Source organism: Couchioplanes caeruleus, assembly GCF_023499255.1.
Lineage (GTDB): Bacteria > Actinomycetota > Actinomycetes > Mycobacteriales > Micromonosporaceae > Actinoplanes > Actinoplanes caeruleus_A.
In genome coordinates this window covers 3973082-3985381 of sequence record NZ_CP092183.1, presented here as the reverse complement: position 1 = coordinate 3985381, position 12300 = coordinate 3973082, and the positions used below count along the sequence as shown (strand labels likewise).

At 70.4% G+C, this 12300-nt stretch carries 12 protein-coding genes; 3 read left to right on the top strand and 9 right to left on the bottom strand.

Annotated features, from left to right (window positions below; all coding sequences use genetic code 11):
• The first annotated feature begins 110 nt into the window (after nucleotides 1–110).
• Entirely contained in the window at nucleotides 111–1085 is a 975-nt protein-coding gene (gene rfbB / locus COUCH_RS18380; protein ID WP_249613747.1) for a dTDP-glucose 4,6-dehydratase, read from the top strand.
• A gap of 278 nt (nucleotides 1086–1363) precedes the next feature.
• Here the strand turns inward: rfbB and prcA are convergent, their stop codons facing one another.
• The 6 genes from prcA to arc form a co-directional block, all read right to left on the bottom strand.
• Nucleotides 1364–2197: a proteasome subunit alpha gene (prcA, locus tag COUCH_RS18375; RefSeq protein WP_249613315.1), complete on the bottom strand. Its 834-nt coding sequence runs from the start codon at nucleotides 2195–2197 to the stop codon at nucleotides 1364–1366.
• A 96-nt stretch (nucleotides 2198–2293) separates the two neighbouring features.
• On the bottom strand, nucleotides 2294–3133 hold the full coding sequence (prcB, locus tag COUCH_RS18370; protein ID WP_249613314.1) for a proteasome subunit beta: 840 nt from the start codon (nucleotides 3131–3133) through the stop codon (nucleotides 2294–2296).
• The gene (locus COUCH_RS18365) at nucleotides 3052–3723 is read right to left on the bottom strand and encodes an endonuclease VII domain-containing protein (RefSeq protein WP_249613313.1); all 672 of its coding nucleotides are present in this window, start codon (nucleotides 3721–3723) and stop codon (nucleotides 3052–3054) included. The genes prcB and COUCH_RS18365 overlap by 82 nt, the downstream gene beginning before the upstream one ends.
• Nucleotides 3724–3728: 5 nt before the next feature.
• Nucleotides 3729–3944: a ubiquitin-like protein Pup gene (locus COUCH_RS18360; RefSeq protein WP_106124861.1), complete on the bottom strand. Its 216-nt coding sequence runs from the start codon at nucleotides 3942–3944 to the stop codon at nucleotides 3729–3731.
• 255 nt (nucleotides 3945–4199) lie between these two features.
• Complete coding sequence (dop, locus tag COUCH_RS18355; protein ID WP_346015995.1) at nucleotides 4200–5717, bottom strand: depupylase/deamidase Dop; 1518 nt, start codon at nucleotides 5715–5717, stop codon at nucleotides 4200–4202.
• Nucleotides 5718–5869: 152 nt separating this feature from the next.
• Nucleotides 5870–7651 (bottom strand): proteasome ATPase, encoded by a 1782-nt coding sequence (gene arc / locus COUCH_RS18350; RefSeq protein ID WP_249613312.1) that lies wholly within the window; start codon nucleotides 7649–7651, stop codon nucleotides 5870–5872.
• Between the two features lie 181 nt (nucleotides 7652–7832).
• Here arc and COUCH_RS18345 point away from each other — a divergent pair, with 181 nt between their 5' ends.
• Nucleotides 7833–8120: a ferredoxin gene (locus COUCH_RS18345; protein WP_199512997.1), complete on the top strand. Its 288-nt coding sequence runs from the start codon at nucleotides 7833–7835 to the stop codon at nucleotides 8118–8120.
• Between the two features lie 58 nt (nucleotides 8121–8178).
• Here COUCH_RS18345 and COUCH_RS18340 read toward each other — a convergent pair whose 3' ends face one another.
• The 3 genes from COUCH_RS18340 to COUCH_RS18330 form a co-directional block, all read right to left on the bottom strand.
• Nucleotides 8179–8769 carry a hypothetical protein gene (locus COUCH_RS18340; RefSeq protein ID WP_170148562.1) on the bottom strand — a complete coding sequence of 197 codons (591 nt, stop codon included), beginning with the start codon at nucleotides 8767–8769 and terminating at the stop codon, nucleotides 8179–8181.
• 69 nt (nucleotides 8770–8838) lie between these two features.
• Nucleotides 8839–9786, bottom strand: coding sequence for a tRNA (adenine-N1)-methyltransferase (locus tag COUCH_RS18335; RefSeq protein WP_249613311.1), 948 nt, complete (start codon nucleotides 9784–9786; stop codon nucleotides 8839–8841).
• A 30-nt stretch (nucleotides 9787–9816) separates the two neighbouring features.
• Entirely contained in the window at nucleotides 9817–10887 is a 1071-nt protein-coding gene (locus tag COUCH_RS18330) for a M50 family metallopeptidase (protein WP_249613745.1), read from the bottom strand.
• 172 nt (nucleotides 10888–11059) lie between these two features.
• Here COUCH_RS18330 and COUCH_RS18325 point away from each other — a divergent pair, with 172 nt between their 5' ends.
• Nucleotides 11060–12235 carry a RecB family exonuclease gene (locus COUCH_RS18325; RefSeq protein ID WP_249613310.1) on the top strand — a complete coding sequence of 392 codons (1176 nt, stop codon included), beginning with the start codon at nucleotides 11060–11062 and terminating at the stop codon, nucleotides 12233–12235.
• Nucleotides 12236–12300 lie beyond the last annotated feature (65 nt).

The window sequence follows — 12300 nt, the reverse complement described above, 5'->3', positions numbered from 1 at the left end:
ACTAGCCGCAGAACGGCATGGAACGGCAGTGACAACGCGCCCTTTCACCGCAGCACTGCGTGGTATTCCCTGGCCACAGGGCCGCCACCTGCGGATACACTGCCGACTTGATGAATCTTCTGATCACCGGCGGTGCCGGCTTCATCGGGTCCAGCTTCGCGCGCGCCGTCCTCCGCGACGAACTGCCGGGCCTGGAGGGCGCGCGGGTCACGGTCCTCGACAAGCTCACGTACGCCGGGAACTTCGCCAACCTCGGTCCGGTGGCGGAGAGCAAGCGCCTGGACTTCGTCCCGGGAGACATCTGCGACGCGGCCCTCGTCGACTCGGTGCTGAGCAAGCACGACCACGTCGTCCACTTCGCGGCGGAATCCCACGTCGACCGCTCGATCCAGGAGGCGTCCGAGTTCGCCACGACCAACGTGGTGGGCACCCAGGTCCTGCTCGCCGCGGCCCTCCGGCACGGCGTGGAGAGGTTCGTGCACGTCTCGACGGACGAGGTCTACGGCTCCGTGGAGTCGGGCTCCTGGACGGAATCGGCCCCGCCGGCCCCCAACTCCCCGTACGCGGCGACCAAGGCGGGCGCGGACCTGCTCGCGCTGGCGTACCACCGTACGCACGGCCTGCCCGTGACGGTTACGCGCTGCGCCAACAACTACGGCCCGTACCAGCACCCGGAGAAGCTGATCCCCCGCTTCGTCACCAACCTGCTGGAGGGCCGCCCGGTCCCGCTCTACGGCGACGGCACTCAGGTCCGCGACTGGATCCACGTCACGGACCACTGCCGCGGCACGGCCTTGGTGCTGCTGCAGGGACGCCCGGGCGAGATCTACCACATCGGCGGCAACGAGGAACTGACCAACCGCGACCTGACAGCACTCCTCCTCGAGGCCTGCGGCGCCGGCTGGGACCAGGTCCACCACGTCGAGGACCGCAAGGGCCACGACCGCCGGTACGCCCTCGACGACACGAAGATCCGCGACGAACTCGGCTACCGGCCCCAGGTGGACTTCCGCGCCGGGCTCGCGGAGACGGTCCAGTGGTACCGCGACAACCCGGACTGGTGGCGCCCCCTGGTCATCGACTGACCTTGACCCCACGGGGCCGAGAACCCGCGCGACCGGACCGTGCCGGCTCGGCCTTGGACCGCCGCGCAGCCGATCGGATCAGGACCGGCTTCGAACCACCCCGCAGCCAGCCGGTCGCCGGACCGGCCCCGGACCGCCGCGGAGGCAGCCGTGTGCCTGGTCCAGATTCCGACGACCACCTCGCAGCCGGCCGGATGCCTGCCCGGCTCTTGCCTGCCCGGCGCTGACGCCGGATGGCGGCCCGGCCCCGGACCGCTCCGGAGCCGGGCCGTCGCCCGTCAGGACTTGTTGTCGCCGTCCTCCGGCGCGCCCTCCGTGTCCACCGACGCGGCCGACACCGTCGGCTTCTCCTCGCCCGGTGCGGGCGGTGCGGAATCGCCCTGGGCCGGGGCGGCGTCGTCCGCCGGCTGGTCCTTGCCGCCGGCCAGCAGGGACTCCAGCGCGGCGCCGCTGATGCGGCGGAACGTGCGGCCCTTGCGGCGGCGGTCCAGGACCGCGACCTCGAGGCGGGACGCGTCCAGCTCGCGCTCGGCGCCGTTCTCCCCGCCGACCGTGCCGAGGCCCTTGACCGCCAGCGCCAGCGCCGAGGCCAGGTCCGCGGTCACGTCGTGACGTTCCTTGAGGACGGTGGAGATGGCCTCGGCGGAGCCGCCCATCGCCATGAAGCCGGGCTCGTCCATGACCGAGCCGTCGTACGTGATCCGGTACAGCTCGTCCGACTCCGGCGAGGAGCCGACCTGCGCCACGCAGATCTCCACCTCGTACGGCTTCTGCGTCTCGGAGAAGATCGCTCCGAGCGTCTGCGTGTACGCGTTGGCCAGCGCACGGCCCGTCACGTCGCGACGGTCGAACTGCAGGCCGTTGATGTCCGCCATGCGCACGCCGGCGCGGCGCAGGCTCTCGAACTCGTTGTACCGGCCGACGGCCGCGAACCCGATCCTGTCGTACAACTCGCTGATCTTGCGCAGCGAGGTGAGGTTCTCGGCGACCAGCAGGATGCCGCCCTCGTACGTGAGCACGACGGCGGAGCGGCCGCGGGCGATGCCCTTGCGGGCGTACTCCGAGCGGTCCCGCTGGACCTGCTCGGGTGAGGCGTAGAACTGCATGGCCACGGGTGGCTACTCCTTCGATGACCGGATGTCGTGGACCAGGGGTCGGCGGCCCCGGCGGGCGCACCGACGACCAGGGGTGCGGCGGAACCGCGCGGGTCAGCCGCCCGGGTTCTCCATCCGTCCGGCGACCACTGCCTCGGCCACCGTGGTGATCTCGGCCTCGGTGAGCCGGTGCGTGCCGTCCGCCGTCGCGGTCATCACCACCGGGTAGATCTTGCGGGTCAGGTCGGGCCCGCCGGTCGCGGTGTCGTCGTCCGCGGCGTCGTACAGCGCCTCGACCGCGAGCCGGACCGCGTCCTGCGTGCTGACGCCGGCACGGTACTTCTTCTTCAGCGCGGACTTGGCGAACAGCGAGCCGGAGCCGATCGCGTCGAAGCCGGTCTCCTCGTAGAGCCCGCCCGCGACGTCGAAGCTGAAGATGCGCCCCGCCCGGCCCGGGTCGGCCGGCGCCAGGTCGTACCCGGCGAACAGCGGGACCACGGCCAGGCCCTGCATGGCCGCGCCGAGGTTGCCGCGCACCATCGACGCCAGCCGGTTGGCCTTACCGTCGAGGGACAGCATCGTCCCCTCGATCTTCTCGTAGTGCTCGAGCTCCACCTGGAACAGCCGCATCAGCTCGATGCCGATGCCGGCGGTGCCGGCGATGCCGATCAGCGAATACGCGTCGGCCGGGTGCACCTTCTCGATGTCCCGGCTGGCGATGAGGTTTCCCATGGTGGCGCGCCGGTCGCCGGCCATCACGACACCCTCGGCGGTGGCGATGGCGACGATCGTGGTGGCGTGCGGCGCGATGTCGGCCGACAGCCCCGGCGGCAGCGGCCGGCGTCCCGGCAGCAGCTCGGGCGCGGCCTGGGTCAGGAACTGCGTGAAGGATGACGTCCCCGCGTTGGTGAACACATCTGGAAGACGCCCGGATGGATCAAAACCCGCTGCCACGTGGTTCCTTTCAGATATGCGATCGCGTCGGCGAGGAGCACCGGGTCGTCCCGGAACTGCCCCAGACCGCCGTTGCAGTTGAAGCACAATATCCCGCGCACCTCGCCGGTGCGATGATCGTGGTCGAGGTGTTGAGGATCGTCTACGCCACAGATCGCACAGACACCTCCCTGCGCGGCCAGCAAGCCGTCGAACTCGAGCTGCCCGATCCCGTACCGTCGCCGCAGGTGATACTCCCGCGAGCCACCGTAGAGACGCTTGCGTGTCTCCTGGCCGCGTGCGTTGTGGCACGGCTTGCAGTAGGAGTGGTAGCCGCTGGACGACGCCTTCGTCCGAGCGAAGGCGTCGAGCGGCTTTGTCGTGTCGCAGTCAGGGCACCACTTGGAGCCGGCCGGAACCGGGACCTCGGTTTGCCTGCGCTGCCCGATCCCTCGGCGACGCCTGCTCGCCTCGGACCTCTCGGCCGCGCACCTCTTGCAGTAGTAGGCAAGCCTGTCGGGCCTACGACGATTGCTGTGGAACTCCGAGGAAGGCAATGTTCGCAAGCACTGAGGACATTGCTTCTCCCGAGGGTTGCACGAATCGGACATAGGCGTCACTGACCGCCTTTTTGTACGTATCCCCTCACGAACTCCTCGGCGTTCTCCTCCAGGACGGAGTCGATCTCGTCGAGCAGGTCGTCGACGTCCTCGGTGATCTCGGCGTGCCGCTCGGCTACCTCCGGGTTGGCCTCGGTGGTGACGTCCTCGATCTCCTCGTCGCGCTTGCCCTTGCCGGACTGCGACTGACCGCCGGTGTCTCGCGTTGCCATCCCTGTCCCCCTTCAAGACCCAACTGGTTCGGGTTGGGAAAAACCTACCTCGCGGGTACGACGAAAACGCCCGCGCGGCCCCGTGTTTCTCTGCCGGCGAAGCCGCACGGCTGCAACGCCCGCATGGCCCGCTCAGCCCTGCCTGAGAGCCCACGGCCGCAACGCCCGCGCGCCTCGCTCAGCCTGCCTGCGAGACCCACGGCCGCAACGCCCGCTGGCCCCCACAGGCCCTGCCGCCGAAGCCGCACGACCCGCTCAGCGGCTCGTGATCACCTCGAGCAGGTCCTTCGCCGTGTCGCACTTGTCGAACAGGGCCCCGACGTGCTTCCTGGTGCCGCGCTCGGGTTCCATCATCGGTACCCGGACGAGGGACTCACGGCCGACGTCGAAGATGACCGAGTCCCAGCTGGCCGCGACCACTTCGGACGCGTACCGGGCGAGGCACTGGCCGCGGAAGTACGCCCGGGTGTCCTCGGGCGGCTCCACCATCGCGCGACGGGTCTCCTCGGGGTCGAGGAGGGTCTTCATCGAGCCCCGGGCCACCAGGCGGTGGTAGAGGCCCTTCTCCGGCCGGACGTCGGAGTACTGGAGGTCGACCAGCTGGAGCTTGGGTGAGGACCAGGCGAGGTTCTCGCGGTCCCGGTAGCCCTCGAGCAGGCGCAGCTTGGCGACCCAGTCGAGCTGGTCGGAGCAGGACATCGGGTCGTCGCCGAGCTTGGTGAGAATCTCCTCCCAGCGGCGCAGGACGTCGGCGGTCTGCTCGTCGACGTCGTCGCCGTAGCGCTCGTCGACGAAGGACTTGGCGCGCTCGTAGTACGCCCACTGCAGGTCGAGCGCCGTGAGCCGGCGGCCGTCGCGCAGGCGCATGAGGTGTTTGAGGGAGGGGTCGTGGCTGACCGCCTTGAGCTCCGAGACGGGGTCGGCCACGCCGAGGTCGCCGCTGAAGACCTTCTCCTCGATCATGTTGAGGATCAGGGCGGTGGTGCCCATCTTCAGGTACGTGGAGATCTCGGAGAGGTTCGCGTCGCCGATGATCACGTGCAGGCGGCGGTACTTGTCGGCGTCGGAGTGCGGCTCGTCGCGGGTGTTGATGATGGGCCGCTTGAGGGTGGTCTCGAGGCCGACCTCCACCTCGAAGAAGTCGGCGCGCGAGGAGATCTGGAAGCCGGAGCCGGAGCCGTCCTGGCCGATGCCGACGCGGCCGGCGCCGACGACGATCTGCCGGGTCACGAAGAACGGCGTCAGGTGCGCCACGATGTCCGCGAACGGGGTCTGCCGGCGCATGAGGTAGTTCTCGTGCGAGCCGTACGAGGCGCCCTTGTTGTCGGTGTTGTTCTTGTAGAGCTGGATGCGGTGGGTGCCGGGGATGGTCGCGGCGCGCCGGGACGCCTCCGCCATGACGCGCTCGCCGGCCTTGTCCCAGCGGACGATGTCGAGCGGGTTGGTGCATTCGGGGGTGCTGTACTCGGGGTGGGCGTGGTCGACGTAGAGCCGGGCGCCGTTGGTGAGTATCACGTTGGCGAGCCCGAGGTCCTCGTCGGCGAGGGCGTCCGCCGGGTCGTACGCGGCCCCGGAGTACGTGAAGCCGCGGGCGTCGCGCAGCGGCGACTCCTCCTCGTAGTCCCAGCGGGCGCGGCCACCCCGGTTGAGCTCGGGCCGGGCGCCGTAGGCGTTGACGACCTGGGAGGACGTGACCATCGGGTTGGCGCCGGGCTGCCCGGGCACGGAAATCCCGTACTCGACCTCGGTGCCCATAATCCGCCGAACGCTCATGCGACCACTCCGCCCGCTGTGCTGCCGTTGCCCATGTATCGAGCCTAGACGCTTCCCCGTTGCTTCTCGCCCCGGGCAGTGCCGGGGAAAGCACTCTGAGTAGAGACAGCGCGGGCGGAGGGAGAACCCTCCGCCCGCGCCGCGAAGCCGTCTTACAGGTACTGACCGGTGTTGCTGGCCGTCTCGATGGAGCGGCCGGCCTCGGCGCCCTTGCCGCCGGAGACGAGCGTACGGATGTAGACGATCCGCTCGCCCTTCTTGCCGGAGATGCGGGCCCAGTCGTCCGGGTTGGTGGTGTTGGGCAGGTCCTCGTTCTCGCGGAACTCGTCGACGCAGCTGTCGAGCAGGTGCTGCAGGCGCAGCCCCTTCTTGCCGGAGGTGAGGAACTCCTTGATGGCCATCTTCTTCCCGCGGTCGACGATGTTCTGGATCATCGCGCCGGAGTTGAAGTCCTTGAAGTACAGGACTTCCTTGTCACCGTTGGCATAGGTGACCTCGAGGAAGCGGTTCTCCTCGGTCTCCGTGTACATCCGGAGCACGACCGCTTCGATCATGGCCGCGACCGTCACGTCGGCGTCGCCGCCGTGCTCGGCCAGGTCGTCCTCACTGAGCGGCAGGCCGGGGAGGATGTACTTGGCGAAGATGTCCTTCGCCGCCTCCGCGTCCGGGCGCTCGATCTTGATCTTCACGTCCAGCCGGCCCGGCCGCAGGATGGCGGGGTCGATCATGTCCTCGCGGTTGGAGGCGCCGATGACGATGACGTTCTCCAGGCCCTCGACGCCGTCGATCTCGCTGAGCAGCTGCGGGACGATGGTGTTCTCGACGTCGGAGGAGACGCCGGAGCCACGGGTACGGAAGATCGAGTCCATCTCGTCGAAGAACACGATGACCGGCGTGCCTTCGCCGGCCTTCTCACGCGCCCGCTGGAAGACCAGTCGGATGTGCCGCTCGGTCTCACCCACGTACTTGTTGAGCAGCTCGGGACCCTTGATGTTGAGGAAGTAGCTGGTGTGCTTCTCCTCGCCGCGGCGCTCGGCGATCTTCTTCGCGAGCGAGTTGGCGACCGCCTTGGCGATCAGGGTCTTGCCGCAGCCGGGCGGGCCGTAGAGCAGGATGCCCTTCGGCGGGCGCAGCTGGTGCTCCCGGAACAGGTCGGCGTGCAGGAACGGCAGCTCCACCGCGTCGCGGATCTGCTCGATCTGCGAGTGCAGACCGCCGATGTCGGAGTAGTCGACGTCGGGCACTTCCTCCAGAACGAGCTCCTCGACCTCGCTCTTGGGGATGCGCTCGTACGCGTACGCCGAGCGCGGCTCGATCATCAGCGAGTCGCCCGCCCGCAGCTTCGAGATCTCGAGCGAGTCGGCCAGGTGGACGATCCGCTCCTCGTCGGCGTGCGAGACGACCAGGGCACGGTCGCCCGGGGCGCCGCCGGGACCGGCGAGGACCTCCTTGAGCAGGACGACCTCACCGACCCGCTCGTAGCCGAACGCGTCGACCACGTTGAGCGCGTCGTTGAGCAGGACCTCCTGTCCCCGCTTGAGCTCCTCGACCTCGAGGCTCGGGGACACGGCGACACGAAGCTTGCGGCCACCGGTGAAGACATCGACGGTGCCGTCCTCGTGGGCGGCCAGGAATACGCCGTAGCCGCTGGGCGGCTGGGCGAGGCGGTCAATCTCTTCCTTGAGAGTGACGATCTGAGCCCGGGCTTCCTTGAGGGTCGCCACGAGCCGGTCGTTGTTCTCGGTCAGCCGGGCGAGCTGCGCCTGCGTTGCCGCGAGCCGCTCCTCGAGCTGCCGGACGTGTCGGGGGCTTTCGGTCAACTTGCGCCGAACCAGAGCGAGTTCCTCCTGCAGGAACGCAACCTGGCTGGAGAGATCGTTGGCCTCTTTCTCCCAACGTGCGGCGCGGTGATCCGCCTCGTCGCTGCGTGCCACGTCCCACCTCCCCGGGGGCTCGAACGTTCTGAGACAACACTAACCGCTGCGGACCGGATTTCGACCCATGCAACACCCTCGTCACTGAACCTTGATCGATTGGGTCAGGTCGGCGCGCCGGGTGGCCAGGGGGTTCGGGTACCGTCGGACGGGGCTATTTCTCAGGAGGTGGGCGGTGTCCGTGGAGACCGGGACTGACGAACTTCAGGTCTGGGTGGATCAGGATCTGTGCACCGGTGACGGGCTCTGCGTGCAGTACGCGCCGGAGGTCTTCGAGTTCGACATCGACGGCCTGGCGTACGTCAAGGACAGCACCGGTGAGCTGCTGCAGAGCCCCGGAGTGCGCACCGGGGTGCCGGAGCGGCTCCGGCTGGAAGTGATCGACGCGGCGAAGGAGTGCCCGGGCGACTGCATCCACGTGGTGCGCCGTTCCGACGACGTCGAGGTCGCCGGGCCGGACGCCGACTGATCGGTTTCGGTAGGGCCCGCGGGCCCCTCCGGGCCGCCCGCTGTGACAGCGGGAAATGTCACAGTGTCGGACGGCCGACCAAAGATGCGACTATTCGGGAAAATTCTTCCAACCGGGCGATTTGCCCCGGACCGCCGTCGTCCAGCGTCTTGCCGAAGCGCAGCGCGTCGTGGCGCAGCGCGGCCCGCCCCTCCTCCTCGGCCATGCCGGGCGGCGGCACCGCGTCGTCGACCGAGCTCAGCAGCAGGTAGACGTCGATGCTGTCGACCCGGGCCTGGCCGCTGGAGGTACGCGTCAGCCGGCGCCGGCACCCCACCTCGGTGACCGTGGACAGCGGCACCACCCGCAGCGACGAGGTCATCGACCCGACCGGGCCGTCGCCGGGCGCCACGTCCTCGCCGTGCCACAGCACCAGCCGGCTGCCGTCGCAGATGACGACCTCCTGCCAGACGCCGTTCACCTCGTTGACGAAGCGTTCCAGCGTGAAACACAGCACCGACGCGCCGCGCAGCACGCCGAAGAGGGCGTCCAGCGCCACCTCCGGGTCGCGCAGGTAGGCCCGGGCGGCCGAGTCGAGGTCCTCGTACGGCGACCAGTCCGGGAAGACCGCCGGCATCTCATTGCTGCCCCCGAACGGCGGAGAACTCATCGCGCCCACCCGTTCCCTCCCAAGCCCCATCAAATCCGCGACGGAAACTACCGGATCCGCGACGGGCCGTCACACCCCGGGATCGCCGGTCGTCTCCGCCCGTTCGGCGGCGAGGGCGGCCTGGGCGGCCCTGCGCAGCGCGTACGCCTCGGCGCCCTTGCTGGGTTTGCGCCGGCGCGGCGGCGCGGTGACGCCGGGTGCGAGCTTACGGGCCGATACCAGGAACGCGGTGTGCGCGATCATCCGGTGGTCCGGGCGCACCGCGAGCCCCTCGGCGTGCCAGTCGCGGATCAGCGACTCCCACGCCCGCGGCTCGGTCCACCCGCCGCGCTCACGCAACGCCTCCACCAGCTCGGACAGCTGCGGCGTCGTGGCCACGTACCCGATGAAGACCCCGCCGGGCACGAGCGCCTTCTCGACCATGTCGAGGGCCTCCCAGGGGGTCAGCATGTCGAGGATGATGCGGTCGAAGCCGGTCCCGGTGGCGCCGGCCACGTCGCCGTGGTGCAGGTGCCAGCCCGGGTGCGGGCCGCCGAAGAACGACTCGACGTTCTTGCGGGCGATCGCGGCGAAGTCCTCACGCAGCTCGTACGAGTGCAGCTCACCGCTGCCACCGACGGCCCGCAGCAGCGAACAGGTGAGCGCGCCGGAGCCGACGCCGGCCTCCATGACCTTCGCACCGGGGAAGATGTCGCCCATGGCGACGATCTGTGCGGCGTCCTTCGGGTAGATGACCTGCGCGCCGCGCGGCATCGACAGCACGTAGTCCGACAGTAGCGGGCGCAGCGCCAGGTACGCCGTGCCGCCGCTGGACGTCACGACACTGCCGTCGGGAAGCCCGATCAGCGCATCGTGCTCGAGCGCGCCGCGGTGGGTGTGGAACGCTTTCCCGGGCTCCAGCACGATCGTGTGCATGCGGTTCTTGGGATCGGTGAGCTGCACCCGGTCGCCCGCACGGAACGGTCCCCGGTGCGCGGGCACGGGGTCGGCGGCCACGGTGGTCTCTTGAACGGTCACGGATCCCTCTCTCGTCTGCGGTGCGACGGCTCACTTCGCCGCGGCGCGGCGGGTCACGCGGCGCGGCTCCAGCAGCTCGGCCAGATCCGCGACGTGCAGCACGCCGACGACATCCTCGCCTGCGGTCACCACGTACTGCGCACCCGGGTGGGCCTGCACGGCCCGGACCACCTGCTCGCCGGTGAGACCGACGCGCATCGCCGGCAGCCGCGCCAGGTCGCGCGAGACGGAGTCGACGGAGACCCACGGCCGCCGCTCGGCCGGCACTGCCGCCGCCGCGGCGGCGTCCACCACCGCCACGACGCGGCCACTGGAGTCGGCCACTGCCAGGCCCTTGCGCTCCAGCTCCGACGCATCGGCGCGGCGCTGCGCCTCCGCGATCGACGTTCCCGACGGTACGGCGAACAGCGGCCGCGCAAGCCTCGCCAGGTCGACCAGGGGAAACCGCCGCGTCATCCGCGCGAGCCGGATCGACTGCCCGGCACCCTGCCACAGCGTGAAGACCACCAACAGAATGAACATCAGGCCGAACAGCGTCAGCAGGTTCAGCCTGTACAGGGTGAACGCCACGCATCCGGTCACCAGCGCGATCCCGCGGCCGGCCCAGCCCGCGACCACGGTGGCCCGGTTACGGTCCTTCAGCAGCGCCCACACCCCCGCGCGCAACGCCCGCCCGCCGTCGAGCGGCAGGCCGGGAAGCACGTTGAAGACGGCCACGATGAGGTTGCTCGCCGCCAGCTGGAAGACGATCTGGCCGGCAACCGTACGGTCGGGCAGCGCGAACGCGGCGGCGGTGGCGACTCCGCCCAGGACGAGGGACACGGCCGGACCGGCCAGCGAGACCAGGGCGTCGACGCGCGGGTTCGGGGCGTCCCGGTCCATCTCCGTCCAGCCGCCGAGCAGCTCCAGGGTGATACCGCGCACACCGATGCCGTACCGGCGGGCCGTCACGGCGTGGCCCAGCTCGTGCAGCAGCACCGAACCCATCAGGCACGCCACGAACCCCAGGCCCACCGCGTACGCGAAGGGTGCGGCCAGGCCGAGTTCGTTCTCCGCGTACCCGCCGTAGACGACCGTGACCAGCACGGCGAGCAGCAGCATCGAGGCGTTGACGTAGATCGGCACGCCGAGGACGCGCCCCACCACCCGCCCGCCGCGCCGGGCCGGACGGGTCTGCCGCGTGCTGTCGTCCACGGCACCGATGCTACGGACCGAGCCTGAGAGCCCCCTGCCGCGCCGGTTTTCGTCGTACCCCTCCCCTAGCCTTACCCGCATGACGGCAGAAACGGTCCTTTCCCCCACCGGCGCCACGACCCCGGGCGCCGACCGGGAGCGCCACCCCGGCCCGTCGCTGTCGCCGTCGCGGGCGGCCGACTTCAAGACGTGTCCCCTGCTGTTCCGCTTCCGCACGATCGACCGCCTGCCTGAGCAACCCACCCGCGACCAGCTGCGCGGCACGCTCGTGCACGCGGTCCTGGAGCGCCTGTTCGACCTGCCCGCGGAGGACCGCACTCCCCGGGCCGCAGCGGCGCTGGTGGCACCGCAGTGGGAGCGGCTGGTGGAGCAGGAGCCGGAGGTCGCCCGGCTGTTCGAGGCGCCGGTGGACGTCGCGGCGCCGGTCGCGGTCGAAGATCACCCGATCGCGGCACAGCCCTCCCCGGCACCGCCGGCGGCTGCGCTGCCGGAGGCGCAGGCGCTGCCCGGCATGCCAGAGGGGCGGCCGGCCGACGAGCTGGCCCGCCTCGAGGCGTTCCTGGCGAGCGCGGGCGAGCTGCTCGACGGCTACTTCGCCGTCGAGGACCCGCGCCGCCTGCAGCCAGCCGAGCGCGAGGCGCTGGTCTCCACGCTCGTCGACGACGACCTGCTGATCCGCGGCTACATCGACCGCCTCGACGTCTCACCCGCCGGCGACCTGCGCGTGGTCGACTACAAGACCGGCGGGGCACCCCGCGAGGCCTTCGAGGGCCGGGCGCTGTTCCAGCTGAAGTTCTACGCGCTGGTGCTCTGGCGCACCCGCGGCGTCGTGCCCCGGGTGCTGCGCCTGCTGTATCTCAAGGACGCGGAGATCTGCGACTACAGCCCGGACGCCGAGGAGCTGGAGCGCTTCGAACGCACGCTTGTCGCGCTGTCACAGGCGATCGAACGCGCCAAGCAGGACCGCGACTTCCGCCCCAAACCGAGCCGGCTGTGCGGCTGGTGCAGCCACCAGCAGTTCTGCCCGGAGTTCGGCGGCACCCCGCCGCCCTACCCGGAGCCGGCGGCCCCGGCGGAGCAGCCCGCGCCGGCCCTCAGCACACCGGCCTGCGACATGCCGGCGGCCGCGGCGGAGCAGCCCGCGCCGGCCCCCGGCACACCGGCCTCCGACACGCCGGCGGCTCCGGCGGCGCCTTCCTCCGTCGGCGATCCGATTCGCTCCGACGCCGGGCCCGTGCTGCGGCGGCCGTCCTGACTTCGCCTCGGCAGCCCCTCCGGTGAGACGGGGACGGCGGCCCGGCGTGCCGATCGCTTAGGGTG